We start from the raw sequence: 24,935 nt of genomic DNA, 5'->3' as shown, positions 1-24,935 counted from the left end.
CTTATCGGGTACGTCGGTGGAAGCGGCCGGCTTCGAATGGTGTACCGCCGAGCGCTTTAGTTGGCGCAGCATCTCCGGAAAAATGCCTTCATTAGCACCTATGTCCAGACATTGCAGACAAACCATCGCATGTCGAGAAACTCATCGTTTGGCAGTCTTGTCGCTTTTATCGGATCATTCTTTGCCTTTCTCATGATGCTGCCCGGGATTCCGATTCCGACAATGGCGGGAATGTAGAAGCCGATCACTATATGCGGACAGCCGAAGACCGCCGTAGCAGTCAGCCAAACAGAAATGAGCTGTGCCGCGCCGCGATCCGGTGCGTCGTCGATTCGCTGGTGATCAGTTCTCATTCGTTCGCCATCCAGGATCGACGGGAAAGTCATGCGGTACAACCGACGGGGCGCCATGCTGGCCGCCGCGATATGCACGATGTTGGGCGCCATGGGCGGCATGGGCGGCGTGGCCGCGCACGCCGAGAGCGCCGTCCAGTCCGAGACCCGGCTCGTCCGCCCGTCGCCGCCCCCGGGCAAGGACGATTCCCGTCCCCCGGCCGGCCATCGGGTCTGCGGACCTCCTTACATCACCGGCGACCCCGACCTCGGGCCGACCGTCCTGCCGAGGACCGGTCATCTGGGCGCGATCCTGCGCGGCTACGTGCCGCTGGGCGAGCTTTCCCCGCAGCATTTCCTCTCGCGCTACTGGGACTACACCACGAACAACTACCGCTTCCCGCCTGACGCCGGCTTCGGCCGTTCCGGCGATTTCCCGAACGGCCGGCTGCTGCGTAAGACGACCTTCCTGCAGGCCGGCATGAAACTCGACCGGTTCGGCGGCTATTCGGGGTCGTTCCTGGCGCCGATGGGCGACCTGTACATCAGGCGGGGGCTGCCGCCGCGTAACCTGAACACCAACCCCGATGACCCCCAGCACCTGTGCAACTATCACGTGTTCCGAGTTCTCAAGTCGTTCCGCGTCGAGGTGGGCCCGGCCGCGCCCGCGTTCCAGATGCCGGGCGGCGGCACGCAATACCACGTGATCAGCAGATACTTCCCCGAACTCCCGCAGACGGACGACGAGGTCCCGGTGAGCTGGCTGCTGGCGAACAAATACCTGAAGGAGATCACACCGGTCACGTCCGCCCAGCTTTTGATCGACGGCAAGTGAACCGTCCAGGGCCCCGCCGCCCTGGCCGAGACGCGCCTCAGCTCGTCCAGTGACGGAGTTTCTGGGGGTTGCGTACGGCCCAGATGCGCTTGATCCGGTCACCCGCGACCTCGAACGCGAACACCGTCACGGTGACGCCGTTTTGCTGAGCCACCAGACCGGGCTGACCGTTGACCGTACGCTCCAGGATCGTCACGTCGCCGGGCTTCTGATCGGCGATCTCGACCAAGGCACGCGCGACCTGCCCGCCGCCTTCGATGGGATGCAGGAAGGTGGTGGCGAGGCCGCCGCCGTCGGCGATCGCCGTGGCGTCAGGGTCGAGCAGGCGGACCAGGGCGTCGATGTCCTTGGCCTCCCACGCCTGCTTGAAGTCCTTGACGATGCCGGCCTGCTGGGCTGTCGGACTCGCGGGACTCCGCGACTCGCGAATGCGGCGGCGGGCCGAGGAGGCCAGCTGGCGGCATGCCGCCGGAGTCCGGCCGACGATCTCGGCCACTTCGGCGAAGGAGTGGCAGAAGACATCGTGCAGGATGAACGAGACGCGTTCGGCCGGGGTCATCGATTCGAGCACGACCAGGAAGGCCATGTTGACCGACTCGTCCAGGGTGACCCGGTCGGCCGGGTCGACGGTCGCACCGCCCGGCCGCCCGCTGATCCACTCCGTACGCTCGGGCAGCGGCTCGGGGATCCACTCGCCCACATACCGCTCCCGCCTCGCGCGCGCCGAGCCGAGCACGTCCAGGCAGATGCGGCCGGCGACCCTCGTCAGCCAGGCGCCGGGGGACTCGATGGCGTCCTGCTGCTCCCGGGACATGGCGTACCAGCGGGCGTAGGTCTCCTGTACGACATCCTCCGCCTCGGCGAGGGAGCCCAGGAGCCGGTAGGCGAGGTTGATCAACTGACGCCGCTCGCTCATGAGCGCACTCAGGCCGTGCCCTGGCTCGGATCGGGTGGTCATGGTGTCGACGGCTCCCTCGGTCGCAACTGCCCTCATTGTTCGACGAGACAGCGCGCCGAACTGTGAGGTCGGCACGTCACCTCACATTCGGGAGGACTGCGTCGTCGTACTGCCGAGACGAACACGTCATCCAGCGAACAGGAAGCTTCATGACCACCTCAACGCCGGCAGCACCGTTCACCCACCCGGCATCCGCGCAGCGCCTGGAGAGGGCGGCCGCCGCGCTGACGGAACACGGCTTCACCGTGGAAATCCTCGACGACGGCGCCGCCGCGCGTACCCGCGTCAAAGAGCTGATACCCGAGGGCGCCAGCGTGTTCACCGGGGCCAGTGAGACGCTCCGCCTGTCCGGCATCGAGGAGGACATCAACACCAGCGGGCGCTACGACGCCATCAAGCCACGCGGCCTGGCCATGGACCGCGCCACCCAGATGCGCGAGATCTGGCGGCTGATGTCCACCCCCGACGTCATCGTGGGCAGTGTCGCCGCGGTCACCGAAACCGGCTCCCTCGTGGTCGCCTCGGCCACCGGAAGTCAGCTGCCCGGCTACGCCGGCGCCGCCGCCCACGCGATCTGGATCGTCGGGGCGCAGAAGGTGGTGTCCGACCTGCCCACGGCGCTGCGCCGCGTCGAAGACCACTGCCTCCCGCTGGAGAACGACCGCGCCATGAAGGCCTACGGCGCGCCCAGCGCCCCCAACCGCCTGCTCATCCTCAACGCGGAACCCCAGCCCGGGCGCGGCACCGTCCTGCTGCTCCGCGAGACCATTGGATTCTGAGCCACAGAAGCCGTCACCGCAGAGTGCCCGGCGCCACACCGGCGCCGGGCACTCTGGTCCCGCGGCCAGGTCTCATCGTGCCGCCACGAACCCTTCACCATCCGGCCGGGCGCGTCCGCCTGCACGGACAGGTGCGCTTCGGCGACTCGTCAGGGCTCAAGGTCGGCCGCGGCTCTGCCGCTGGCGACGTCGAACGGCACAGAGACCTGGTCGTGCGCGACGACCCAATGGTCGTCGGTCTTCCGGAAGCAGAACGTGGCCCGGACCCACATGCCCTTCGTCGCCGTCCCGTTCTCCAGCGTGCCGCTGAGCCGACCGAAAGCGTGGCCGAACGCCACGTCATCGCCAACGGTGAGCGTCAGGTCGCGAAGCTCGTAATCCACATCCCGGAAGAACGTGAACGCCTTCCTCCAGTTCGCCATCTTCGCCTCGATCCCGACGTGTTGCAGCGGCGGCTCGACGTCGAAGGAGACGACGTCCGTCGCGTAAAGCCGCCTCAGGGTCTCGAGATCCTTGGCCCGGATTCCTTCGACGATCGTCTCGACCAGCCGCTTGATCTCGGCTTCGTCTACCTCACGGTGCGCGGCCATCGTCACTCATCACTTCCCATCGGTGGGATCTGGGCTTGTCACCAGTCCGACGACACAGCACCCCGGGATGTCAGGCCCGCCCCAGTCATCGACCGCGTTCGGCGGTCTGGTCCCGCAGAGTGAGGCGCGCCCGAGGAACACGACGGCGGCGATCCAGCCCCACGAGGTGCACCGCGTGAGTGAAGGCTCATGGTGCGGTCGCCGCTCCGTAGAGATCACGCAGCCAGACGGTCCACGCGTGGGACGAGTCTCGCTCGGAGCGGGTCTGGACGCCGTATTCGTACACGCCGACGGCCACCGGGGAGCCGAAGCCGTTGCGGCCGAAGGCGCGGTAGAGGGCGTCCTCGGTGCGCACGCCGATGAAGGCGTCGTCGTGGAAGTCGAGCACCCCGGCCTTGGCGGCGGCGCCGGGCACGGGCAGGGTGAGCTCGGAGCCGGTGGGCGTGTCCGCCGCGATACCCCAGGCGGAGCGGATCCTGTCGAGCGCGTCGGCGGTGATCGACGACTTCGGCGCGAGCGCCTCGAAACGTCGGAAGCTCCGGCCACGGAAGTACCTGAGGTACTGGCTGAGGGTGTGCATGTACAGCTCGGTGTGGCGGCGCGCCCCTTCGTACTCGTTCTCCCAGTCGTCGACGAAGATGCCGCTGTGCACGTACCGGAGGTACGAGCCGCCCGGGGACGGGGTGATGTCGAACGAGATCTGGTTGAACCAGTCGCCGATCTCCGTCCGCAGCACCCCCCGGCTGGGCGGTTCCCACACCACGACCGTGCTCCGGGCCAGGTCCAGCGGGATCGACCAGGCGGCGGAGTCGCGCGTCACCGCGTGCCAGACGTCCTCTGGCTCAGCGGGCAGTTCGCTCTCCCGCTCGATCCGAAAGTCCCTACTCATGGGCGAGCTCCGATCTCATGGCGGACAGTCTGCAGCGACATGAAGTTTTTGTCTAGACAACAATCATCTTATGGACAAAAATAAATGTCGGTGATCGCGCAGGACCTTCACCATCCACCCCGAAGGGATCGACCCATGACCAGCGCCCGCTTCCCCCTCGCCCTCGGACCGTTCGCGGCCGCCCTGTTCATGGCCGTCGCGACAGTCGAAGCGATCTCCCGGCCGGCCTTCGATCTGACCAGACACGCGATCAGCATGCTCAGCCTCGGCGACCGCGGCTGGCTGATGGCGAGCACCTTCGTCATCAGCGGGATCGCGGTCATCGCGCTGGCGATCGGGCTGCGCGAGGCGCGGGCCGGCCGGCCGCGCACGGTCGCCGGTCCCGTCCTCACCGCGATCTTCGGCGCCGGCCTGATCTTGGCCGGGATCTTCCCCGCACCCGCGGGCCTCGGCTTCCCCGAGGGCACTCCTCAGGATCTGCAGCCGGTGATGACCACCACCGCGATCATGCACTCCGTCGCCTTCAACCTCGCGTTCGGCTCGCTGATCGCCGCGACGTTCGTGTTCGGGCGGGCGTACGGCCGCGAGCGCGCCCGCCTCTGGCAGGTCGTCTCCATCGCGACCGGCGTGGCCCTGCCCGTGCTCATCGTCTCGGGCATGGCGGTGCTGATCCCGACGGGGGTCGCCTTCTACATGGCGGCGGTCCTCGCCTGGCTGTGGCTCGCGGCGATCGCCCTGGAGCACGCGAAGCGGGTCCGCGTGTAGGTGGTTCTGCTGTGCTCGATGGCTCAGCGTGGCGGTGGGCCTTGGCGAATCGCCTTCTCGGAGGCTACGACGAAGACGGCCGAGCCCAGCTTCGCCGCCGACGTCAAGGCGTTGCTCGGGCCGGAGGCGATCGCGCTGTGAAACGAGCCCGATGTGACGGGCTACGCGTCCCAGCCTCGGTCGCCGGCTTGGACCAGGCCTGATTCGTACGCGAGGACTGCGAGTTGCACACGGTCGCGGAGGTTCAGCTTGGTCAGCAGACGGGAGACATAGGTCTTGACCGTGGCCTCGGTGAGGAACAGTGCGCCGGCGATCTCGGCGTTCGATCGACCTCGTGCGACCTGCCGCAGCACGGCCGCTTCTCGTTCGGTCACGTTGGGCAGCGGAGCTGGGCTGGTGGAAGGCGCTGTGGCGAACCGGTCGAGTAGCCGGCGGGTGAGCTTGGGAGCGAGCATCGCCTCGCCCCGGGCCACGACGCGCACCGCGTGCACCAGGTCATCGGGAGGGACGTCTTTGAGGAGGAACCCGCTGGCGCCCGCCCGCAGGGCGCCGTACACATATTCATCGAGATCGAAGGTGGTCAGCGCCATCACGCGGACGCCGGGCTGCCGCGCAACGATCCGCCGGGTGGCTTCGATGCCGTCCAGCCGGGGCATCCGTACGTCCATGAGGACGACGTCGGGGCGGTGTTCGGCACAGGCGGTGACGGCTTCGACTCCGTCTCTGGCCTCGGCGACGACCTCCAGGCCGCCTCTTTCGAGGATGAGTCGGAAGCCTTCCCGTAGAAGCGCCTGGTCGTCGACGATCAACACGCGGGTCATGCCGGTTCCAGGGGAAGGACGGCGGCGACGGCGAACCCGCGGTCGGGCAGTGGGGCGGCTTGCAGCGTTCCACCGTACAGCGCCGCCCGTTCCCGCATTCCGATCAGGCCGTGTCCGGTTCCGGCGGTGCCCGGGCGTCCGCAGCCGTCGTCACGTACGTCGATGCGCAGTTCGTCGGCGCTGAATGTCACTCCCACGCTGACCTCGGTGGCGGCGTTGGCGTGGCGGCGCGCGTTGGTCAGCGCCTCCTGCACGATCCGGAATGCTGCGAGGTCGAGGCCGGCGGGCAGCGCCCGCGGCGCCCCGGCCACGGTGAACTCCACGGGAAGCCCGGATTTCCGAGCGTCGTCGACCAGTGTCTGCAGGCCCGACAGTCCGGGCTGGGGTGAGAGCAGGCCGACCTCGTCGGTGTCGCGAAGCATGGTGACTACCCGTCGCATTTCAGCGAGGGCGCCGTTGCCGGTGCGTCGGATAGTGACGAGAGTACGGCGCACCCGGTCGGGGTCGTCGGCGACCATCTGTTCGGCCGCGCCCGCCTGTACCACCATCACGCTCATCGCGTGTGCGACGATGTCATGCAGTTCGCGGGCGATGCGGGTGCGCTCCTCGATGACGGCCTGTGCCGCCTGTTCGGCTGCGGCGACCTCGGCCGCCACCGCCCGCCGCTGAGAGGACCGGGCGTGACTGGCCATGATCGACTGCCAGCGGCCGAAGGCGAAGCAGACGCCCACGACACCCCAGTGGTACAGCATTTCGCCGAACCCGCCGAGCAGATCGATGAGCAGGTCGGCGTAGATGAGGGCAGCGCCGGCCATAGCCGCACCGATCCACGGCTCGCGTCCCTTGCCATGGCGCGCCACCGAGAACACGGCGATCAGGAACGGCACGAACTGCCCGAAGAACAGCAGGAACCCAAGCTGGGCCGAGGCGCACAGCCCGACAATCGTCACGGCGGTCGTCGGGATCGGGTGGGTGCGCCGCCACCACAGCGAAGCCGCGACGACCAGCACCTGCACGCTCGTCGCGAGCGGATCCCCGTCGCCCTGCCGCGATCCGAGCGGAAGCCATATCTCGGTGAGGCCCGTGACGAGTACGGCCAGACACAGGCCGACATCGGCGGTCCGGCGCCACCACACGTCCATGGGGGTCAACTGTAGGGGACGAGCAGGTCGAAGACATCAGCCCGAAGTCGACACCGCTGACCACTTTCGGCCGACTACAGCGACGAGCCGCTCAGACTTGACTGTCGCACGTGACACGACACCTTCGCATTCTCATAGCGGTCTGCCTCCTCGCGTTCGCCCTGCTCAGCGTCGGCTTCATGGCCCTACAGCCCGAGCTGCCCGATGACCGGGCGCAGTGGCTCGCCACGATCGCCGACGCGCGTGCGGGCGCGTCGGCCGCCGCCCAGATGTTCCTCTGGTCCCAACTGCCGTTCGCGGTCGCGGTCGTGGGGCTGGTCGCCTGGCTGCGGCCGAGGTTCCCGCGGCTCACGATCATCGGCGGCGTGTTCGGGGTGCTCGGCGCGTTCGGCCACACCGTAGCCGGCGGTTGGACGCTCACCCAGGTCGTGATGGCCGATGAGCCCGCCCACCGTGACGCCTACTCCCAGCTGATCGCCGCGCAGGAGCAGTCGGCCCTGATCGTCCCGTTCCTCCTGATCGGTGTGGTCGGCACCGTGGTGGGCATGCTGCTGCTGTCGATCGCCCACTTCCGTTCGCACGTGCATCCGCGATGGGTCGGCCCGGTGCTGTGGGTGTGGCTCGCGGTGGAGTTCGTCGGCAGCGGCATCAGCCCGTGGGCGATGTACCTGTCCGGGCTGCTGCTTCTTGCCGGTTGCAGTGGGCTCGCGGCCGGCCTGCTCGCCGCACGCCAGGACGAGTGCAGGTCTTCTGCCGTGACTGACTGAGCTGAGGGTTCCGCTCCTGAAAAACGGTGTGGCCTAGCGGAACCGAAGCGAAGGAAGACCGCAAATGATTCGAGTTCTCCAACTCCGCAGACTCGCTCACGCGAATGGTACGCTTTCGCGATCAGTGGCCGTTCTCTGGCCTGTAGCAGAAGGCATACGTCGATGCACCGTTCACCAGTGCTCTTGTCCGCCGTACTCATCGGCCCCGCGGCGATGCTCGCAACGCCGGTTCCGGCCGAGGCCGCCATTCCTGATGTGGTGCGAGCCGTGCAGCAGAAGCTTGTCAAGGGCGCGAGTATGAAGTTCACCCAGTACGGCACCGTCACGTTCAACGGCAGAAACAGATCCGCCGACAACATGGCCCGCGTGTTCCGCTTCAACCCGATCCAGGACGGAAGGCTGCAACTGGGCAGGAACGGAGTCGCCGCGGTAGGGCTCACCCGCCGGGTGAACTTCGACAGGGAGAACCTCCCGCTCGCCAAGGAACACGCCGCCGAAGGCGATCTGGTCGCGAAAAGCCTGCTCACTCAGACTCGGCCGCACCGCTGGGTCAACACGAACGGCTGGTTCTACGACACGGGGCGGTTGTGGACCGCCGGCCTGCCTGAGGGAAAGACCTGGGCGCGGCGCGGAAAGGGCACCCCCGCGGCCACGGCTTTCCGTGACCAGGTCATCAACATCTTCGAGATCCGAACGCTCAAGACGCTGATTGCCGACGCCGACGAGCGGAAGTTCGGCCTGCCGAATCCGGCCGGCAAAACTCCGGCCATGAGGAAGACCGGATGGTATTCGGGCTCCATCACGTTCGGCGAGCTCTACAAATTGTCGCCCACATTTCGTGAGGTGGCCAGGAAGCGGCCTGACGCGAGTATTGCAAACAGGGCCGTCGGCTGGCGCATCATTTTCGATGCGAATGGCCTGCCCTTCCAGTTCGGGTCGGGCTGGAGTGTCGAGGACAAGCGGAAAGGCGCCGACGGCGGCGCTGTGATCAAGGTCGTGTCCTGGGGTCCCGCCACGACCATCGCACGGCCGAAGCCGGCTCAGGTCGGCGTCGTCCGCGCTCCCGCTGGAGGCCTGCCGGCGTTCGACACCATGGTCGACATGAACAAAGCCGCCCTGTAGCGCGGAATCGGATGCGGACGGAAGGCGTGCCGCTGCGCTCACGTCTGAACGCAAGGGATCGCGCGTCGGCGCGGCAACTTGCCGGCGTTCACCGCTTGGACGTGGTGCGGCGTCTGTCGGTCGTGCTTCAGCGCGGTCTGTTGGAGCGGGACGATCCACGGATAGTGGAGCAGTTCCGGCAGCGTATGCGCCTGCTGCGTGGGATGCCCGGCGCGGGCCACCAGCAGGGTGGGCTCGTTGTAGAGGGGGATCTGGTGGAGGCCCGGGCCAGTCCTCGATGGGGTTGAGCGCTGTAGAGGCGGGTCGCGGTCTGTTCGTCGGAGGCGGCGCTGCGGATGACCTGCGGGAGTCGGAGATCTTGGATGAGGTCGATGGCCGGCTGGGGACCGAGTTCGGGCCGAAGTCGCTGGAACGCGCGATCGCGGCCGCGGCCGAGCAGGTGATCGACCCCAACGAGGCGGCCCTGGTCGACTTGCGGAAACGCCTGTCGAAGTGTGATCGCAAGCTGGGTCAGTACCGCTCTGCCCTCGATGCCGGAGGGGACCCTATCGAGATCGCCGGATGGATCAACGAGACGAAGATTGAACGCGCCCGCCTGGTGGGTGAGCTGAAGGCCGCCCCGGCCGCGCAGCGCATCAGCGTCGCGGAGATCAGGTCGATGATCGAGAAGGTCGGAGACTTGGTGCGGTTGGTCGGCGAAGCGGACCCGGACGACAAGGCCGTGCTCTACACCCAGCTCGGCCTAAAGCTTACGTTCTACCTGGAAAAGCAGTATGTGGAGGCCCGGATTGCTCCGGAGCCCCCACATGTGCGAGCGGTGTGTGTCCGAGGGGGGACTTGAACCCCCATGCCCCGCAAAGGGCACTAGCACCTCAAGCTAGCGCGTCTGCCTATTCCGCCACCCGGACGTGGTGCCTGCACGCGAGACCGTCATCCCGCGTCGGCTCCGTAAGGTTAGCAAACCTTTCGGGGTGCGTCATACCAGCTATGGGGAGAGACGCCATGCGTGACGCACAGGTCGCCGGGAGCAGGCCGTGTCATGGGGCGCGAGGGTGGTTCGAGGGGGTTTGGGCGGGCGGGCTTGACCAGTTGCTGGATCTCCGGTGAAAAGCGCTTGCGACAACCTTGAGTACTGCTACGGTTACGGACCGTTGAGGGGTTGTCGTGCGACCGGCCCTTGCGCCGGTCGTCCTTTCGGGAGGTCACGTGGCACGCATGACCGCACAGCGGCAGAGGGAGCGGTCCCTCGCTGTGCGGAGCGTGCCCACCGGCGCCCGCCGGGTTGACCGGATGGCGCGGTTCGCGGCCGTCGCTCGTCGGGTCCTGGTGCGTGCGGTTGCAGTCGGCGGTCTTGTGGCCGCCGGCTGGCTGCTCGCCGTGGTCTTCCAGATGCTCACCGCCGCTCCCGCGGCCGCGGATTCCATCGCGGCGACAGGGACGGCGATAGGAGCGGCGTCAGGAAACGGCTCATCCCTCGCGGTCGTGGCGTCCGACGACGCCGAGGCCATGGCGGGGCTGACGGTCGACGGGCTCACCAGCCAGTCGGACCACGGTCTGCCGTCGCCCGGCCCCACTGGCCAGATTCTCGACACCGACGGTCTGGTGCCCACCGGCGGTGGCAACGGCCCGTTCGGGCCGAGCATGGGGGATGTCACACGGTACGGGTTCGACCCGCGGCTCGATGTGAGGCGCGTCGTTCCCGCTTACGTGCGACCCCCTGTCGTCCGCGCAGCGGCGGACGACCCTTCTTTCTCACCTGACTAATCCCCGCCACAAGGTTCCGGCCCTTTTCCGGCCGGCGGCGGAGCGTGGGCGAGTTCCCCTCCGTCAGCGGGTGACATGTCGATCACTTCAGCAGGTTCGCGCTCCCCGGGGTTTCCGCTGTGCTCTCGCATGGCTCCGGGCCGGCCGCGGGCTGTCAGGTAATTCCCCCCAAACATCAGTAGGAGCATTCTCATGCGTACATGGGCGAAGGCTTCCACCCCCGCGGCTCTGCTCGCCGTGGCGGTCCTGTCGTTCGGCGGCGGCACGGCTTCGGCCGACACCGACGGCGACCACTCCATCGGCGGCGGCAACCAGGTCAACCTGCCGGTCTCGCTGCCGATCGACATCAGCGGCAACGCCGTCGGCGTGGCCGGCGACTCCACCGCCACCTCGGCGGGCGGCGCGTCGGTCGTCGACCAGGGCAGGGGCGGCATCTCCGACCGGACCTCCGGCGAGTCGAGCGTGCTCGGCGGCAACCAGATCAACGCGCCGATCAGCGCGCCGGTCAACGCCTGCGGCAACGCGGTCTCGCTGTTCGGCAACTCCGACGCCGGGTGCAAGGGCGGCGCGACCGTGCGCAAGTCCGGCAAGGGCGGCGCGGGCGGCAACCGCACCTCCGGTGACCGCAGCATCATCGGCGGCAACCAGATCAACGCGCCGATCTCGGCCCCGATCAACGCCTGCGGCAACGCCGTGGCGATCTTCGGGGACGCGGCCGCGGGCTGCCAGGGCGGGGCCTCGGTGCGCAACACCGGTACGGGAGCGGGCGGCAACACCACGTCGGGCCGCGGCTCGGTGCTCGGCGGCAACCAGGTGATCGCGCCGATCAGCGCGCCGGTCAACATCTGCGGCAACTCGGTGGCCGCGTTCGGCGACGCGTTCGCCGGGTGCCGGGGCGGCGCGTCCGTCACCAACGACGGCGGCCGCCGCCACCAGAGCCACGGCTATCAGCGCGGCTCCACCGGCAACGACACCGACGGCCGGTTCGGCGCGGGCAGCGGCAACCAGGTCGTGGCCCCGATCAACCTGCCGATCACCGCCTGCGGCACCTCGGTCGGCAACGCGACCTCCGGGTGCAAGGGCGGGGCGAGCGTGCACAACAAGGGAGGCAGCTCCGGCGCCGGCGGCAACAGGACGTCCGGCCGGTCGGGCGTGCTCTCCGGCAACCAGATCGTGGCCCCGATCACCGCCCCGGTCAACGTGTGCGGCAACGCGGTCGCCGTGGCGGGTGACGCGTTCGCCGGGTGCGTCGGCGGCGTCTCGGTGAAGAACGGCGGCAAGGGCGCGGGCGGCAACAGGACGTCCGGCCGGTCCGGCGTGCTCTCCGGCAACCAGATCGTGGCCCCGATCACCGCCCCCATCAACGCCTGCGGCAACGCCGTGGCGGCGCTCGGCAAGTCCGAGGCTCACTGCAAGGGCGGGGCGAGCGTGCACAAGAGCGGCGGCTCCGGCGCGGGCGGTAACAGGACGTCCGGCCGCTCGGGCGTGCTCGCTGGCAACCAACTGGTCGCGCCGATCACCGCTCCGGTCAACGTCTGCGGCAACGCCGTGGCCGTCCTGGGCGACGCCGCCGCCGGGTGCCTCGGCGGCGCCCACGTGGGCCGCCCCGGCCCCGGCAAGGGCTACGGCCGCAACATCCCGCTGGCCGGCAAGGCACACCAGAGCGGCGGCGGCATGGTTCCCGCCCTGCCCGTGCTGCCCGCGCTGAGCGGCGCGCAGGGTCTCGGCAACGCCTCCCAGCAGATGAGCGGCGGCGGCCTGCCGGTCGTCGGCGACGTCGTCGGCCAGCTCGGCCTGCCGCAGGTGCCCGGCATGCCCGGCCTGCCGTCGACCCCGGCCACGCCCGCCAAGTCGGCCAAGCCTGCCAAGCCGTCCAAGAAGCACACCGCGGGCTCCGCGAACCCGGCCACCGAGCTGGTCGCCGCCACCCCGGTCGGCGGCACGGTCAAGTCGCTCACCCGCGGCCTGCCCGCCGGCGACCTGGGGCTGATGAGCGCCGCCCAGCCCGCGGGCGTCACCGGGATGTCCGCCGCCTCGCTGCTGGCCCTGGCGCTGGGCGGGCTGTTCGCGGTGACGGCGACCCTGTTCGCGGCCACCCGCCGGTTCCGTCCCACCAGCAAGTGACACCCGCTGAGCGACCCGCGCCTCGGATAGCTCATAGGTAGGTGTCCGCATACGGCCGCTGCCCCTGGAAGCCGTCCAGGGGCAGCGCGCGCTGAACGCTTTGCCCGTTCCGGGGGCGCGGCCCGGGACGGGCAAAGCCATGCCCGGGTGTTCAGCCTGGGCGTGCGAGGGTGCTGCGCACCCGTACGATCTTGCGTCGGAGGCGTACGTGCCTGCTGCCGTCCGCGTGCTTGCGCACTCGGGCGAGTTCCCACTTGCCGTACTCTGCGTGCTCGGTCAGCAGCTGACGTGCGGCTTCTCGGGAGAGGTCGCGCGGGATGAAGAGATCCATGTAGGAGTAGTCGAGCACAACGATTAGTCTCCAGGGTGAGTCAGGGCGCCATGCCGCTCGATGGGCCCTATTCTGCGTGCTCGTGGATGGACCCGGAAGCCAGTGGGTAGCCCGGGGGAAGGAAATTTCCGAGCGAGGGGTTACCTTTCAGATCTATGCCGGACGTCCGGCAGGGGGACTGCAAGCGAACAGCGAGGTAGGAAGCAGCGTGCCAGCCAACAACGGCAGTGCCGGCGGAAGACGTCTGGTGATCGTCGAGTCGCCCGCCAAGGCGAAGACCATCGGCGATTACCTCGGCGCCGGCTACATCGTCGAGTCGAGCATCGGCCACATCCGCGATCTGCCGGAGAAGGCCGACGACATCCCCGAGAAGTTCAAAGGGGAGTCGTGGGCACGCCTCGGCGTGAACGTCGAGCACGACTTCGAGCCGTTGTACGTGGTCAACCCTGACAAGAAGTCTCAGGTCAGCAAGCTGAAGCAGCTGCTGAAGGACGCCGACGAACTCTACCTGGCGACTGACGAGGACCGCGAGGGCGAGGCGATCGCCTGGCACCTGCGCGAGGTGCTCAAGCCGAAGGTGCCGGTGCACCGGATGGTGTTCCACGAGATCACCCCGCAGGCCATCCGCGACGCCGTCGCCAACCCCCGTTCGCTCAACCTGCGCCTGGTCGACGCCCAGGAGACCCGCCGCATCCTCGACCGCCTCTACGGCTACGAGGTCAGCCCGGTCCTGTGGAAGAAGGTCAAGCCGAGGCTGTCCGCCGGCCGCGTCCAGTCGGTGGCGACCAGGCTGGTGGTGGAGCGCGAGCGCGACCGCCTGGCGTTCACCGCAGCCCACTACTGGGACCTGCAGGCGCTGTTCGACAGCGGCAAGCCGGAGGAGCGGCCGCGCGACTTCAGCGCGACGCTGACCGGCGTCGACGGCAAGCGCGTGGCCCAGGGCCGCGACTTCGCCAGCACCGGGCAGCTGAAGAACGCCGACGTGCTCCACCTGTCGGAGCAGGCCGCCGGCGAGCTGGCCGCCAGGCTCGGCGACTCGTCGTTCGCCGTCAAGTCCGTCGAGCGCAAGCCGTACACCCGCAAGCCGTACGCGCCGTTCCGGACGACCACGCTGCAGCAGGAGGCCAGCCGCAAGCTGGGCTTCTCCGCCAAGTACACGATGCAGGTGGCGCAGCGCCTCTATGAAGAGGGCTACATCACCTATATGCGGACCGACAGCATCACGCTGTCGGAGACCGCCGTGCAGGCCGCGCGCTCGCAGGCGATCAAGCTGTACGGCGCCGCGTACGTCCCCGACAAGCCGCGCCTCTACAGCAGCAAGGTCAAGAGCGCGCAGGAGGCGCACGAGGCGATCAGGCCGTCCGGTGAGGAGTTCCGCACGCCGGGCGAGACCGGGCTGAGCGGCGACAGGTTCCGGCTCTACGAGCTGATCTGGCAGCGGACCGTGTCGTCCCAGATGAAGGACGCGGTCGGCGAGTCGATCCAGGTCAAGGTCGGCGGCCGGTCGTCGGCGGGCGAGGACGTCGAGTTCGCCGCCTCCGGCCGGACGATCACGTTCTACGGGTTCCTCAAGGCTTACGTTGAGGGTCACGACGACCCGGCGACCGACCGCGACGACTCGGAGAAGCGGCTGCCCAACCTGGCGGAGGGCGACGCGCTCACCGTCTCGCGGCTGGACGTCGCCGCCCACTCGACCAAGCCGCCGGCCCGCTACACCGAGGCGTCGCTGGTCAAGGAGCTGGAGGATCGGGAGATCGGCCGTCCGTCGACGTACGCGTCGATCATCGGCACGATCCTCGACCGGGGCTACGTGTTCAAGAAGGGCACGGCGCTGGTGCCGTCGTTCCTCGCCTTCGCCGTGGTCAACCTGCTGGAGCAGCATTTCGGCAACCTGGTCGACTACGACTTCACGGCCGACATGGAGAAGGTGCTCGACGACATCGCCAACGACCGGGCGGAGCGGGTGCCGGAGCTGCAGCGCTTCTACTACGGCGGCGACGGCGACGAGGGCCTCAAGGAGATGGTCACCGACCTGGGCGACATCGACGCCAAGGAGATCAGCTCCTTCCCGATCAGGGGCACCGACATCGTCATCCGGGTCGGCCGTTACGGCCCGTACCTCGACCGTGAGGGCACGCGCGTCAACGTCCCGGAGGACATGACCCCCGACGAGCTGACCGCGGAGAAGGCCGAGGAGCTGATCTCGCGCCCGACCGGCGACCGCGAGCTCGGGCCCGATCCGGTGACCGGTCACATGATCGTGGCCAAGGACGGGCGGTTCGGGCCGTACGTGACCGAGGTGCTGCCCGAGGAGGCGCCGCCCGCCGAGGGCGAGAAGAAGCGGCGCACGAAGAAGGCCGACGCGCCCAAGCCGCGCACGAGCTCCCTGTTCAAGACGATGTCGCTCGACACGATCACGCTGGAGGACGCGCTCAGGCTGCTGTCGATCCCGCGCGTGGTGGGCGAACTCGACGGTGAGCAGGTGGTGGCCCACAACGGCAAGTTCGGACCCTACCTGAAGAAGGGCTCCGACTCGCGGTCGCTCGGGTCCGAGGAGGACCTGCTCACGGTCACGATCGACCAGGCCAAGGAGCTGTTCGCGCAGCCGAAGCAGCGGGGCAGGGGGCGGGCCGCGGCCGCGCCGCCGCTGCGCGAGCTGGGCGATGACCCCCACTCCAAGAAGCCGGTGGTGGTCAAGGAGGGCCGGTTCGGTCCGTACGTCACCGACGGCGAGACCAACGCCTCGCTCCGCAAGGGCGACACGGTGGAGGAGATCACCATCGAGCGGGCGGCGGAGCTGCTGGCCGAGCGGCGCGACCGCGCGCCCGCCCCGAAGAAGACGTCCACCAGGAAGGCTCCGGCGAAGAAGCCGGCCGCGAAGAAGAAGCCCGCCACCAAGTCCTGAGAGGGCTCTCAGGGGGCGGACCGCGCCGGTTCGGGGCCGCTCATAGCATGACGGCGTGGCGTTCCTGTTCGTGGTCCTGGGCGTGTTAGCCGGGGTCCACTTCTACCTGTGGCATCGGCTGGTCCGGGCGACGACGCGGCCGGGGGCGGCGCGCGGGCGGCTGACCTTCGCGGTGGCCGGGCTGTTCGTGCTCGTGGTGGTCACGTTCGTGGCGCAGCGGGCGCCGTGGCTGTCGTGGCTGGCCTGGCCGGGCTTCATGTGGGTCGCGGTCATGTTCTACCTGTTCTGGATCCTGCTGGCGCTGGAGGTGCCGCGGGCGGTGCTGACGGCGGTGCTGCGCGCGAGGGAGCCCGTGCCCGCGGGCGGAGCCGTCCTGGTCGCCGACGCGCCCGCCGACCCCGGCAGGCGGCTGTTCATCGGGCGGGCGACCGCGCTGGCCGCCGGGGTGGGCGCGCTGGGCACGGTCGGGTACGGGGTGACGCGGGCGCTCGGCGACCCCGTGATCGAACGCGCCTCGGTCACTCTGCCGGGGCTCGACTCCCGGCTGAGCGGCCTGCGGTTCGCCGTGGTGAGCGACATCCACCTGGGCCCGCTCACGGGAAAGGCGCACACCGAACGCATCGTCCGCATGATCAACGGGCTCGAGGCCGACGTGGTGGCGATCGTCGGCGACATGGTCGACGGCACGGTCGAGGCACTCGGGCCGCTGGCCAGGCCGCTGCGCGACCTGGAGTCCCGGTACGGGTCCTACTTCGTGACGGGCAACCACGAGTACTACACGGCCAACGGGCCGGGCGAGTGGGTCGAGGAGCTGAGCGACCTGGGGGTGCGCTCGCTGCGCAACGAGCGGGTGGAGATCCGCCACCAGGGCGCCGTGCTGGACCTGGCCGGGGTGAACGACGTCACCGGCACGGCCGGGGGCGACGGCCCCGACTACGCCGCGGCGCTCGGCGGCCGTGACGAGAGCCGGCCGGTCGTGCTGCTCGCGCACCAGCCCGTGCAGGTGGCCGAGGCCGCCCGTCACGGCGTCGACCTGCAGCTGTCTGGTCATACGCACGGCGGGCAGATGGTGCCGTTCAACCTGATCGTGCCGCTGCAGCAGCCCGTGGTGTCAGGGCTCGCCGCGGTGGACGGGGTCCAGGTGTACGTGACGCGCGGCGCCGGGTTCTGGGGCCCGCCGGTGCGGGTGGGGGCGCCGCCCGAGATCACGCTGCTGGAGATTCGCTAACCGACTGCGTTCGGTCGGCTACATGCTGTAGTATCCCGGCGGATACTTCGGAGGTGGTCACTCATGTCTTCCCCCGGTGGAGGGCTGCCCGACGTCACTTTCTGGGCCGCTCGCGGCGCCCTGCTGCTGAAGCAGGCGCGCCACGAGGCCAGCATGCGCCAGCAGCAGCTGGCGGGGGTGTGCGGCACGTCACGCACCACGCTGTCGGCCTACGAGCACGCCCGCAAGTCGCCCACGCTGGAGACCGCGGGCCGCATCCTCGACGCGGCGGGGTTCCGGCTGGCGCTGGAGCCGAAGGTGGAGTTCACCGGCGGCGTCCCCAACAGGCTGCCGCGGCTGCCGGTGGGCCAGGCGCTCGGCCGGGTGCGGGTGCGCGAGCGGGCCTACGACCTGTCCGTGCGCGAGCAGCGCCGCCAGGCATACTCGGCGCTGCTGCGCGACGGCGACTCCGAGCAGCTGCTCACGTACGTCGACGAGCTGCTGCTGGTCGACCTGTGGGACGAGCTCGACCTGCCGGCGGGCGTGCGGTCGCGCTGGGCGCCGGTCATCGAGCGGGCCAGGGCGCGGATGTGAAACGACGGCGTGCCCCCGGCGATGTTGTTGGTGGGGCCCATTCGCCCGGTGTGCCATGCGCACCAGGCCATGGACGTACTACCCTCAGCGACGACCAGTCCGTTATTTCCGGACTCGTCGCTGTCATCCCACTCCCAGAACACCTGGATACGCTGACATCATGACCGCCATCGGCCGAAGCCGTCAGGCTCACGTGCTGGCCAACGCCCCCTTCCGCAGGTTGTGGGCGGCCATGTCGGTGTGCAGCCTGGGCGACTGGCTCAACCTCCTCGCGCTCACCGCGCTGGCGGGAAACCTCACCCAGGGCGACTTCCGCACGCAATCGCTCGCCATCGGCGGCGTGTTCGTCGCCAAGATGCTGCCCGCCGTGCTGCTCGGGCCGCTGGCGGGGGCCTTCGCCGACCGGTTCGACCGGCGGCTGACCATGGTGTTCTCCGACGTGGCCCGGTTCGCCGTGGTGCTGTCGATCCCGGTGGTCAACAGCTACCAGTGGGTGATCATCGCCACCGTCCTGGTGGAGTGCGTCAACCTCTTCTGGGTGCCGGCCAAGGACGCCACCGTTCCCAACCTGGTGCCCAAGCAGCAGCTCGAGTCGGCCAACCAGCTCAACCTGCTGGTCACGTACGGGAGCGCGCCGGTCGCGGCGGCCGTGTTCGCGATGCTGTCGGTGGTGGCCGACGTCGGCCGCAGCGTGGTGCCGCTCCTGGCCGGGCTGGACCCAACCGCCCTGCCGCTGATCGTGAACGCGGGCGCCTACCTCGTGTCGGCCGCCCTGATCTTCACGCTGCGCGACATCCCCAAGCGCGACGGGGCGATCTCCACGCCGTCGGTGCTCAGGCAGATCGTCGACGGGTGGCGGTTCGTCGGCGGCAACCGCCTGGTCCGCGGGCTGATCATCGGCATGCTCGGCGCGTTCGCGGCGGGCGGCGCGGTCATCGGCGTCGCCAAGCTCTACGTCGAGGACCTCGGCGGCGGCGACGCGGCCTACGGCGTGGTGTTCGGCGCGGTCTTCGTCGGCATGGCGCTGGGCATGTTCTTCGGGCTGCGGCTGCTCAGCGGCCTGTCTCGGCGGCGGCTGTTCGGGCTGTCGCTGGTCGTGGCCGGGTTCGTGCTGGCCGCCATCGCGCTGGTCCACAACCTGGTGATCGTGGTCATCCTGACCGTGATGCTCGGGGCCTGCGCCGGCATCGCCTGGATCATCGGCTACACGCTCATCGGCCTGGAGGTCGAAGACGGCCTGCGCGGGCGCACGTTCTCGTTCCTGCAGTCCACGGCACGGGTGACGCTGCTGCTGGTGGTCTCCGTGGCCGGTCCGCTCGCGGCGCTGTTCGGCCGGCGCGGCGTGGACGTGGGCGCGCTGAGCTACGAGTTCAACGGCACCAACCTGGTGCTCCTGCTCGGCGGCGTGCTGGCGGTGGTCGTCGGCGTGCTCAGCCTGCGCCACATGGACGACAGGAAGGGCGTGCCGATCCTGACCGATCTGATCACGGCCGTGCGGGGGAAGAGCTTCCGCGGCGAGCCGGCCGAGCGGATGCCGGGGCTGTTCGTGGCCTTCGAGGGCGGCGAGGGGTCGGGCAAGACCACCCAGGCCAGGATGATCGCCATCTGGCTGCGCGACCAGGGCTACGACGTGGTGCAGACCCGCGAGCCCGGCGCCACCAAGGTCGGCATGCGGCTGCGCGCCATCCTGCTCGACGCCGCCGAGCGCGGCCTGTCGGGGCGGGCCGAGGCGCTGCTCTACGCGGCCGACCGGGCCGAGCACGTCGAGAAGGTCATCCGGCCGGCGCTCTACCGGGGCGCGATCGTGGTGTGCGACCGCTACGTCGACTCCTCGCTCGCCTACCAGGGCGCGGGCCGCTCCCTCGACCCCGACGACGTCTCCAAGGTCAACGCCTGGGCGACCGGCGGGCTCGTCCCGCACCTGACCGTGCTCATCGACACCCCGCCCCAGGTCGGGCTGACCAGGCTCGGCGGGGCGGCCGACCGGATCGAGTCGGAGCCGCTGGAGTTCCACGAGCGGGTGCGCAAGGAGTTCCGCGCGCTGGCCGCCGCCGCCCCCGACCGCTACCTGGTCGTCGACGGCACACTGCCGCCGGAGCAGATCACCGCGGTCGTCCAGGACCGGGTACGCGAGATCCTGCCCGACCCGGTGCCGCGCGAGGCCGAAGACGTCACGGGCACGATGCCCGCCATCCGCGACTAGCCTTGTCGCGTGGGCGTCTTCGATGACCTGGTGGGGCAGGACCGGTCCGTCTCCGTGCTGTCGCGTGCCGCCGCGGCGGCGGCCGAGGTCGTGGCGGGCGGGCGCGGCGCGGGCATGACCCACGCCTGGCTGTTCACCGGCCCGCCGGGCGCGGGCCGTGAGGACGCGGCGCGGGCGTTCGCGGCGGCGCTGCTCTGTCCCGACGGCGGCTGCGGCCACTGCGACCAGTGCCACCAGGTGCTGATCGGCTCCCATCCCGACCTGGAGCAGGTCCGTCCCGCCGGGCTCTCCTACGGTGTCAAGCAGACCCGCGAGCTGATCCTGCGGGCGGCGGGCGCGCCGACGCAGGGCCGCTGGCGGGTGATCCTGTTCGAGGGCGCCGACCGGGCCACGGAGTCGGCGGCCAACGCCCTGCTCAAGGCCATCGAGGAGCCGCCGCCGCGCACGGTGTGGCTGCTCTGCTCGCCGGCCCCCGACGACCTGATGATCACCATCCGGTCCCGCTGCCGGCTCGTCACCCTGACCACGCCGACCACCGAGGCGGTGGCGCACGTCCTGGCCACCCGCGACTCCGTGCCCCCCGACATCGCCCGCTTCGCCGCCCGCGCCGCCCAGGGGCACCTCCCGCGCGCCCGCGCGCTGGCGCTGGACGAGGGAGCCAGGGCCAGGCGCGAGGCCGTCCTGGCCATCCCGCGGTCGCTGACCGGCGTCGGCGAGTGCGTGACGGCCGCCGAACGCCTGGTCAAGACCGCCGAGGAGGAGGCCGCCGCGGCCACCGCCACGCTCAACGAGTCCGAGACGAGCGAGCTGCGCAAGGTCTACGGCGAGGGCTCCACGGGCAAGGGCCTCAACCGCGGCCTCGTACGCGGGGGAGCGGGCGCCCTGAAGGAGCTGGAGGACCGGCAGAAGTCCCGCGCCACCCGCATCAAACGCGACTCGCTCGACGCGGCGCTGCTGGAGCTGGTGTGGTTCTACCGCGACGTGCTGGCCATGCAGCTCGGCGCCACGGTCGAGCTGGCCAACGACGACCTCCGCTTCGACCTCGACCAGCTCGCCCGCACGACCACGCCGGAGGAGACGCTGCGCCGCGTCGACGCGGTCATGCGCTGCCGCGAGCGCCTCGACCTCAACGTCAACCCGCAGATCGCCGTCGAGTCGATGATGCTGGCACTTCGCGTGTGAAGGCGTGTCGATTCCCCGTTCTCTCGTTCGACGCGTCGGTGAGTCGAATGAGAGGACGAGATCATGCGTAAGATCATCGAGCAGGGCGTCGTGACGCTGGACGGGGTCATCAGCACCCCGCAGGAGTGGGTCGTGCCCAACTGGTCCGGCGAGTATGAGGCCATCTCACGGGACCTGCTGTTCTCCGTGGACGCCCTGCTGTACGGGCGCGTCTCGTACGAGGCGCACGCGCAGGTGTGGCCGGGCATGGAGGAGGGGTACGGCGAGTACGCGGTCAGGATGAACAGCCTGCCCAAGCACGTCGCCTCACGGACGCTCCGCGAGACCACCTGGAACGCCACGCTGATCGACGGTGACGTGGCCGAGGGGGTCGCCAAGCTCAAGGAGCAGCCCGGCGGGACCATCCTGAAGGTCGGCACGGGCGGCGAGCTGAGCCGCACCCTGCTGGAGCACCGGCTGGTCGACGAGTACCTGTTCTGGCTGTTCCCGACGATCGCCGGCGGCGGCGAGCGGCTCTACGACGGCATCCCCGCGACCCACCTGAAGCTGGTGGACGTCAAGCGGATCGACTCCGGCATCCTGGGGCTCACGTACGTCCCCAAGTGAGGCAGCGCCCGCTTGGGCATCCTCGCAGACGAGATCAAAGTCTGATGGCCCCGGCCCTCTCACGCTCACGCGACCGCACACGTAATGTGTCAACGAAGGCCGTAAGAACCCCCGAGGCCGTCAGGAGGCGAGCACGAGCCCATGGGAATGATCATGGCCGTGAGCTTCACCCGCTACGGACGGCTCTACTACCTGGATCCCGGCGGGCACAGCCCGAAAGTGGGCGACAAGGTCCTGGTCCCGACCGACGCCGGGCCCGAGGTGGCGGAGTGCGTGTGGGCGCCGCAGTACACGAGCGAGGAGATCACCGGGCTGCCGGTGTGTGAGGGCATAGCGGGCGAGGAACACCTGACCCGCGACGAGGCGAACAAGCGCCGCCGGGCCGAGGCCCGCAGCGTCTCCAAACGACTGATCAAACGCCACAGCCTGCCGATGAAGGTGGTGGGCGTCGACTTCCTGGACAAGGAGAACGTCTACACGGTCTATTTCTCCGCCCCGCACCGGGTCGACTTCCGCGCTCTCGTACGGGATCTGGCCCGCAACCTGCGGGCCAGGGTGGAGCTCCGCCAGATCGGCCCCCGCGACGAGGCCCGGCTCCAGGGCGGGATCGGGCCGTGCGGGCGGGACCTGTGCTGTGCGACCTTCTTGAAGGACTTCGAGCCGGTGTCGGTCCGCATGGCCAAGGACCAGGACCTTCCGGTCAATCCGCTGCGGATCGCCGGGGCCTGCGGGCGGCTGATGTGCTGCCTGAAGTACGAGCATCCGCTGTACGTCGAGACCCGGTACAGGATGCCTCGCTCCGGCAGCCGCGTGACCACGCCGCAGGGCGACGGAACCGTGATCGGGCACAACGTTCCGGCCGACACGGTCACGGTCCGTCTGGACGACGGGGGGCGGCGCTGCGCGTGCCCGTCGGCGTCCGTCTGCTCGCCGCGGCAGCAGCACGACAAGATGTACGGCGCAGGGGAGGATCTTACGGAGTAAGCGGCGTCACCGCTTGATTACTGATTGTCACTCTCGGGTAGGCATGGCCTGTCGGGGGGTGAACCGTGAATTTCACGATGAGCGTGATCTTCCGCGCCATACCACTGGTCATGGGCGTCATCTGCGCCGCGTACGGCCTGTACATCTACGCGGGAGGCCCGGACTCCAACCATTTCGTGGCCGGTCACGTGGTCGTGGCCCTGGCCGCCATCTGCTACGCGCTCTTCACCACCGCGGCCACGATCATCCGCCAACTGATCGACCGCTACAACAAGATCTGGCGCGTCGTCCTGCCCGTCAGCGGGTACGCGGTCGCCCTGTTCACGATCATCTACGGGATCGTCCTCATCACCCGAGGCGGGAAACCCCAGAACCTGGTGGCCGGTCACGTGGTCGCCGGCGTCGGCCTGATCAGCGTCTGCGTCAGCACCGTGGCCACCGCCTCGACCAGTTTCTCCCTCATCTCGGTCAACGACGCCCGGAAGCGGGAGGACGAGGCGCCCATGGAAGCCTATTCGGCGACCACGGGGAAGATCCTCATCGCGTTCCCTCTCGTCTGCGCCCTCATCGGGTTCGTCTGGGCCTTCATCCTCATGGCCCAGCCCGACGCCGCCCACTACACGGCAGGCCACGTCGTCTTCGGCCTCGCCGCCATCTGCGCCAGCCTGATCGCCCTGGTCGCCAGCATCGTCCGCCAGGTGCGCAACGCCTTCGACGAGCCCGAACGCTTCCGCTGGAGCTGGCTGGTCATCGCCATGGGCACCATCAACATCCTCTTCGGCATCTACGTCCTCGCCGCCTCCGACGAGCCCTACCGCATCGCGCCCGGCTGCGTCCTCATCGGGCTGGGCCTGATCTGCTACAGCATCCTGTCCAAGGCCCTGCTCCTGGCCCTGGTCTGGCGCCGGTCCTTCCCGCTCGCCAACCGCATCCCCATGATCCCGGTGGCCACGGCACTGGCCTGCCTCTTCTTCGCGGCCTTCCTCTTCGAGGCGGAGGTCTCGGACGCTTCCTTCTTCGTGCCGGCCCGGGTGCTGGTGGGGCTGGGGGCCGTGTGCTTCATGCTCTTCTCCATCGTCTCGATCCTGGAGGCTGGTACGTCGGGGTAGGGGTGGATTGTCGGGAGCGAAGTACCCCGTGGCTCCTGTAGACTCTTGGCAGCCGTTCGCGGCATGCCGCCTTAGCTCAGTCGGCCAGAGCACTTCACTCGTAATGAAGGGGTCTCGGGTTCGAATCCCGAAGGCGGCTCCGAGTAAAAGGCCCCCTGTGGATGATCACAGGGGGCCTTTGCCAACACCCTTGCTAACAGCGCTCTGCATCCGCGTCGGCAGTATGAGGCTATGGATGTCTTCCTCTGCAACTCTCGGCGCTGCTGGGGTAGTCGTCGGCGTACTTGGCTCATACATGGCGACCCAGTTGAGGACATTCACTGTGGTGTCGTCGATGGTCACCATGCGCGTTCTGCCGCTCTTCGCGGTGCCTTCGACGTCCCCTGGCCTTCCACGACACCCACGGAGCCCTTGATGGTAATGCGCTTGCCGTCGAGGTCGATGTCCCGCAAGCGGAGGTTGAGCAGTTCACCGCGTCGGGCCCTGCCACCGGGTGACCATGGCCGAGGTGACAGCAGCGCTGACAGCAACGTCCGCACACCCGGACACGCCCACGCCACCCCTTCCCACGCGCCTGATCACGGCCGCGATCAGGCGAGCGGGTTGATTGCTCCGCCTGATCGCAGACGTTCGATTGCCCTACGGGTTAGCTACGCCGTACAGCAAACTGATTGTCCTGCAAGTGTTGTAGAACGAGCGCTGGCGGGTTTCTTTTCGGCCACGGAGCCAGGCCTTGCTTGATGAGCCAGTGGCCAATCTCTCGGCTTCTGAGTTCGGTGCAGCGTCGCCAGAAAGATGGTGTGATGGGGACAGCGACGAGTTGATCCTTTTCTAGCCTCGATCTTTCTCGACCTTGAGTTGGTCGGCTGAAGTCTTCGGCTGGAGGTCGATTTCCTCGCTGTGGTCAGCGTGGGTGCCCGGCTGTC

Annotated in this window: 23 protein-coding genes and 2 tRNA genes; 17 read left to right on the top strand and 8 right to left on the bottom strand. The window is 69.0% G+C overall.

The window, feature by feature from the left end; genetic code table 11:
• Nucleotides 1–98: 98 nt before the first annotated feature.
• Nucleotides 99–446 (bottom strand): hypothetical protein, encoded by a 348-nt coding sequence (locus ACZ6YG_RS32305; protein WP_466020076.1) that lies wholly within the window; start codon nt 444–446, stop codon nt 99–101.
• Between ACZ6YG_RS32305 and ACZ6YG_RS32300 the strand changes: the two genes are divergently transcribed.
• Nucleotides 433–1,167, top strand: coding sequence for a TNT domain-containing protein (locus ACZ6YG_RS32300; protein ID WP_187281530.1), 735 nt, complete (start codon nt 433–435; stop codon nt 1,165–1,167). The genes ACZ6YG_RS32305 and ACZ6YG_RS32300 overlap by 14 nt on opposite strands.
• Nucleotides 1,168–1,204: 37 nt before the next feature.
• Here the strand turns inward: ACZ6YG_RS32300 and sigJ are convergent, their stop codons facing one another.
• Complete coding sequence (sigJ, locus tag ACZ6YG_RS32295; RefSeq protein WP_466020075.1) at nt 1,205–2,083, bottom strand: RNA polymerase sigma factor SigJ; 879 nt, start codon at nt 2,081–2,083, stop codon at nt 1,205–1,207.
• Between the two features lie 191 nt (nt 2,084–2,274).
• Between sigJ and ACZ6YG_RS32290 the strand changes: the two genes are divergently transcribed.
• Complete coding sequence (locus ACZ6YG_RS32290; RefSeq protein ID WP_466020074.1) at nt 2,275–2,904, top strand: LUD domain-containing protein; 630 nt, start codon at nt 2,275–2,277, stop codon at nt 2,902–2,904.
• A 149-nt stretch (nt 2,905–3,053) separates the two neighbouring features.
• On the opposite strand, the gene ACZ6YG_RS32285 is transcribed toward ACZ6YG_RS32290, so the two are convergent.
• Both ACZ6YG_RS32285 and ACZ6YG_RS32280 read right to left on the bottom strand, forming a co-directional pair.
• Nucleotides 3,054–3,494 (bottom strand): YybH family protein, encoded by a 441-nt coding sequence (locus ACZ6YG_RS32285; RefSeq protein ID WP_466020073.1) that lies wholly within the window; start codon nt 3,492–3,494, stop codon nt 3,054–3,056.
• 187 nt (nt 3,495–3,681) lie between these two features.
• Entirely contained in the window at nt 3,682–4,383 is a 702-nt protein-coding gene (locus ACZ6YG_RS32280; protein WP_466020072.1) for an SRPBCC family protein, read from the bottom strand.
• Between the two features lie 135 nt (nt 4,384–4,518).
• Here ACZ6YG_RS32280 and ACZ6YG_RS32275 point away from each other — a divergent pair, with 135 nt between their 5' ends.
• Nucleotides 4,519–5,148 carry a DUF998 domain-containing protein gene (locus ACZ6YG_RS32275; RefSeq protein WP_187281529.1) on the top strand — a complete coding sequence of 210 codons (630 nt, stop codon included), beginning with the start codon at nt 4,519–4,521 and terminating at the stop codon, nt 5,146–5,148.
• A gap of 161 nt (nt 5,149–5,309) precedes the next feature.
• Here the strand turns inward: ACZ6YG_RS32275 and ACZ6YG_RS32270 are convergent, their stop codons facing one another.
• Both ACZ6YG_RS32270 and ACZ6YG_RS32265 read right to left on the bottom strand, forming a co-directional pair.
• On the bottom strand, nt 5,310–5,969 hold the full coding sequence (locus ACZ6YG_RS32270; protein WP_148035694.1) for a response regulator transcription factor: 660 nt from the start codon (nt 5,967–5,969) through the stop codon (nt 5,310–5,312).
• Complete coding sequence (locus ACZ6YG_RS32265) at nt 5,966–7,111, bottom strand: sensor histidine kinase (RefSeq protein ID WP_148035693.1); 1,146 nt, start codon at nt 7,109–7,111, stop codon at nt 5,966–5,968. The genes ACZ6YG_RS32270 and ACZ6YG_RS32265 overlap by 4 nt, the downstream gene beginning before the upstream one ends.
• Nucleotides 7,112–7,221: 110 nt before the next feature.
• Here ACZ6YG_RS32265 and ACZ6YG_RS32260 point away from each other — a divergent pair, with 110 nt between their 5' ends.
• The 3 genes from ACZ6YG_RS32260 to ACZ6YG_RS32250 all read left to right on the top strand — a co-directional run bounded on the left by ACZ6YG_RS32260 (nt 7,222) and on the right by ACZ6YG_RS32250 (nt 9,841).
• Nucleotides 7,222–7,878, top strand: coding sequence for a hypothetical protein (locus ACZ6YG_RS32260; protein ID WP_466020071.1), 657 nt, complete (start codon nt 7,222–7,224; stop codon nt 7,876–7,878).
• A 177-nt stretch (nt 7,879–8,055) separates the two neighbouring features.
• Nucleotides 8,056–9,000: a hypothetical protein gene (locus tag ACZ6YG_RS32255; protein WP_466020070.1), complete on the top strand. Its 945-nt coding sequence runs from the start codon at nt 8,056–8,058 to the stop codon at nt 8,998–9,000.
• A gap of 358 nt (nt 9,001–9,358) precedes the next feature.
• Nucleotides 9,359–9,841, top strand: coding sequence for a hypothetical protein (locus ACZ6YG_RS32250; protein ID WP_466020069.1), 483 nt, complete (start codon nt 9,359–9,361; stop codon nt 9,839–9,841).
• Here ACZ6YG_RS32250 and ACZ6YG_RS32245 read toward each other — a convergent pair.
• Nucleotides 9,823–9,908 (bottom strand) — tRNA-Leu (locus tag ACZ6YG_RS32245). The genes ACZ6YG_RS32250 and ACZ6YG_RS32245 overlap by 19 nt on opposite strands.
• Nucleotides 9,909–10,290: 382 nt before the next feature.
• On the opposite strand from ACZ6YG_RS32245, the gene ACZ6YG_RS32240 reads away from it, so the two are divergent.
• Nucleotides 10,291–10,764, top strand: a complete 474-nt coding sequence (locus ACZ6YG_RS32240; protein WP_148035688.1) for a hypothetical protein — start codon at nt 10,291–10,293, stop codon at nt 10,762–10,764.
• Between the two features lie 192 nt (nt 10,765–10,956).
• Complete coding sequence (locus ACZ6YG_RS32235; RefSeq protein ID WP_466020068.1) at nt 10,957–12,888, top strand: chaplin family protein; 1,932 nt, start codon at nt 10,957–10,959, stop codon at nt 12,886–12,888.
• A 151-nt stretch (nt 12,889–13,039) separates the two neighbouring features.
• Here the strand turns inward: ACZ6YG_RS32235 and ACZ6YG_RS32230 are convergent, their stop codons facing one another.
• Nucleotides 13,040–13,237 (bottom strand): DUF5703 family protein, encoded by a 198-nt coding sequence (locus ACZ6YG_RS32230; RefSeq protein ID WP_148035686.1) that lies wholly within the window; start codon nt 13,235–13,237, stop codon nt 13,040–13,042.
• A 190-nt stretch (nt 13,238–13,427) separates the two neighbouring features.
• Here ACZ6YG_RS32230 and topA point away from each other — a divergent pair, with 190 nt between their 5' ends.
• The 9 genes from topA to ACZ6YG_RS32185 all read left to right on the top strand — a co-directional run bounded on the left by topA (nt 13,428) and on the right by ACZ6YG_RS32185 (nt 24,148).
• Nucleotides 13,428–16,124 (top strand): type I DNA topoisomerase, encoded by a 2,697-nt coding sequence (gene topA, locus ACZ6YG_RS32225; RefSeq protein ID WP_271275247.1) that lies wholly within the window; start codon nt 13,428–13,430, stop codon nt 16,122–16,124.
• A gap of 55 nt (nt 16,125–16,179) precedes the next feature.
• Nucleotides 16,180–17,352: a metallophosphoesterase gene (locus tag ACZ6YG_RS32220; RefSeq protein WP_466020067.1), complete on the top strand. Its 1,173-nt coding sequence runs from the start codon at nt 16,180–16,182 to the stop codon at nt 17,350–17,352.
• Between the two features lie 63 nt (nt 17,353–17,415).
• Nucleotides 17,416–17,925 carry a helix-turn-helix domain-containing protein gene (locus ACZ6YG_RS32215; protein ID WP_148035683.1) on the top strand — a complete coding sequence of 170 codons (510 nt, stop codon included), beginning with the start codon at nt 17,416–17,418 and terminating at the stop codon, nt 17,923–17,925.
• Nucleotides 17,926–18,085: 160 nt separating this feature from the next.
• Nucleotides 18,086–20,128 carry a dTMP kinase gene (tmk, locus tag ACZ6YG_RS32210; RefSeq protein ID WP_148035682.1) on the top strand — a complete coding sequence of 681 codons (2,043 nt, stop codon included), beginning with the start codon at nt 18,086–18,088 and terminating at the stop codon, nt 20,126–20,128.
• A gap of 9 nt (nt 20,129–20,137) precedes the next feature.
• Complete coding sequence (locus ACZ6YG_RS32205; protein ID WP_466020066.1) at nt 20,138–21,310, top strand: DNA polymerase III subunit delta'; 1,173 nt, start codon at nt 20,138–20,140, stop codon at nt 21,308–21,310.
• Nucleotides 21,311–21,373: 63 nt separating this feature from the next.
• On the top strand, nt 21,374–21,916 hold the full coding sequence (locus tag ACZ6YG_RS32200) for a dihydrofolate reductase family protein (protein ID WP_271275250.1): 543 nt from the start codon (nt 21,374–21,376) through the stop codon (nt 21,914–21,916).
• 141 nt (nt 21,917–22,057) lie between these two features.
• A complete protein-coding gene (locus tag ACZ6YG_RS32195; RefSeq protein WP_466020065.1) occupies nt 22,058–22,900 on the top strand; it encodes a PSP1 domain-containing protein in 843 nt (280 codons plus the stop codon).
• Between the two features lie 77 nt (nt 22,901–22,977).
• The gene (locus tag ACZ6YG_RS32190; RefSeq protein ID WP_466020064.1) at nt 22,978–24,009 is read left to right on the top strand and encodes a DUF2776 family protein; all 1,032 of its coding nucleotides are present in this window, start codon (nt 22,978–22,980) and stop codon (nt 24,007–24,009) included.
• Nucleotides 24,010–24,074: 65 nt separating this feature from the next.
• Nucleotides 24,075–24,148, top strand: a tRNA-Thr gene (locus ACZ6YG_RS32185).
• Nucleotides 24,149–24,935 lie beyond the last annotated feature (787 nt).

Source organism: Nonomuraea sp. NPDC054003 (assembly GCF_055585125.1).
Note: the sequence above shows the minus strand (reverse complement) of the source record. Positions and strands in the feature narration are given on the sequence as shown.

Bases quoted from the DNA above. Each gene is read 5' to 3' on its own strand.
- ACZ6YG_RS32300 (WP_187281530.1), top strand. From the start codon at position 433: ATGTTGGGCGCCATGGGCGGCATGGGCGGCGTGGCCGCGCACGCCGAG.
- ACZ6YG_RS32305 (WP_466020076.1), bottom strand. From the start codon at position 446: ATGGCGCCCAACATCGTGCATATCGCGGCGGCCAGCATGGCGCCCCGT.
- sigJ (WP_466020075.1), bottom strand. From the start codon at position 2,083: ATGAGCGAGCGGCGTCAGTTGATCAACCTCGCCTACCGGCTCCTGGGC.
- ACZ6YG_RS32290 (WP_466020074.1), top strand. From the start codon at position 2,275: ATGACCACCTCAACGCCGGCAGCACCGTTCACCCACCCGGCATCCGCG.
- ACZ6YG_RS32285 (WP_466020073.1), bottom strand. From the start codon at position 3,494: ATGGCCGCGCACCGTGAGGTAGACGAAGCCGAGATCAAGCGGCTGGTC.
- ACZ6YG_RS32280 (WP_466020072.1), bottom strand. From the start codon at position 4,383: ATGAGTAGGGACTTTCGGATCGAGCGGGAGAGCGAACTGCCCGCTGAG.
- ACZ6YG_RS32275 (WP_187281529.1), top strand. From the start codon at position 4,519: ATGACCAGCGCCCGCTTCCCCCTCGCCCTCGGACCGTTCGCGGCCGCC.
- ACZ6YG_RS32270 (WP_148035694.1), bottom strand. From the start codon at position 5,969: ATGACCCGCGTGTTGATCGTCGACGACCAGGCGCTTCTACGGGAAGGC.
- ACZ6YG_RS32265 (WP_148035693.1), bottom strand. From the start codon at position 7,111: ATGGACGTGTGGTGGCGCCGGACCGCCGATGTCGGCCTGTGTCTGGCC.
- ACZ6YG_RS32240 (WP_148035688.1), top strand. From the start codon at position 10,291: ATGGCGCGGTTCGCGGCCGTCGCTCGTCGGGTCCTGGTGCGTGCGGTT.
- ACZ6YG_RS32235 (WP_466020068.1), top strand. From the start codon at position 10,957: ATGCGTACATGGGCGAAGGCTTCCACCCCCGCGGCTCTGCTCGCCGTG.
- ACZ6YG_RS32215 (WP_148035683.1), top strand. From the start codon at position 17,416: ATGTCTTCCCCCGGTGGAGGGCTGCCCGACGTCACTTTCTGGGCCGCT.
- tmk (WP_148035682.1), top strand. From the start codon at position 18,086: ATGACCGCCATCGGCCGAAGCCGTCAGGCTCACGTGCTGGCCAACGCC.
- ACZ6YG_RS32200 (WP_271275250.1), top strand. From the start codon at position 21,374: ATGCGTAAGATCATCGAGCAGGGCGTCGTGACGCTGGACGGGGTCATC.
- ACZ6YG_RS32195 (WP_466020065.1), top strand. From the start codon at position 22,058: ATGGGAATGATCATGGCCGTGAGCTTCACCCGCTACGGACGGCTCTAC.
- ACZ6YG_RS32190 (WP_466020064.1), top strand. From the start codon at position 22,978: ATGAGCGTGATCTTCCGCGCCATACCACTGGTCATGGGCGTCATCTGC.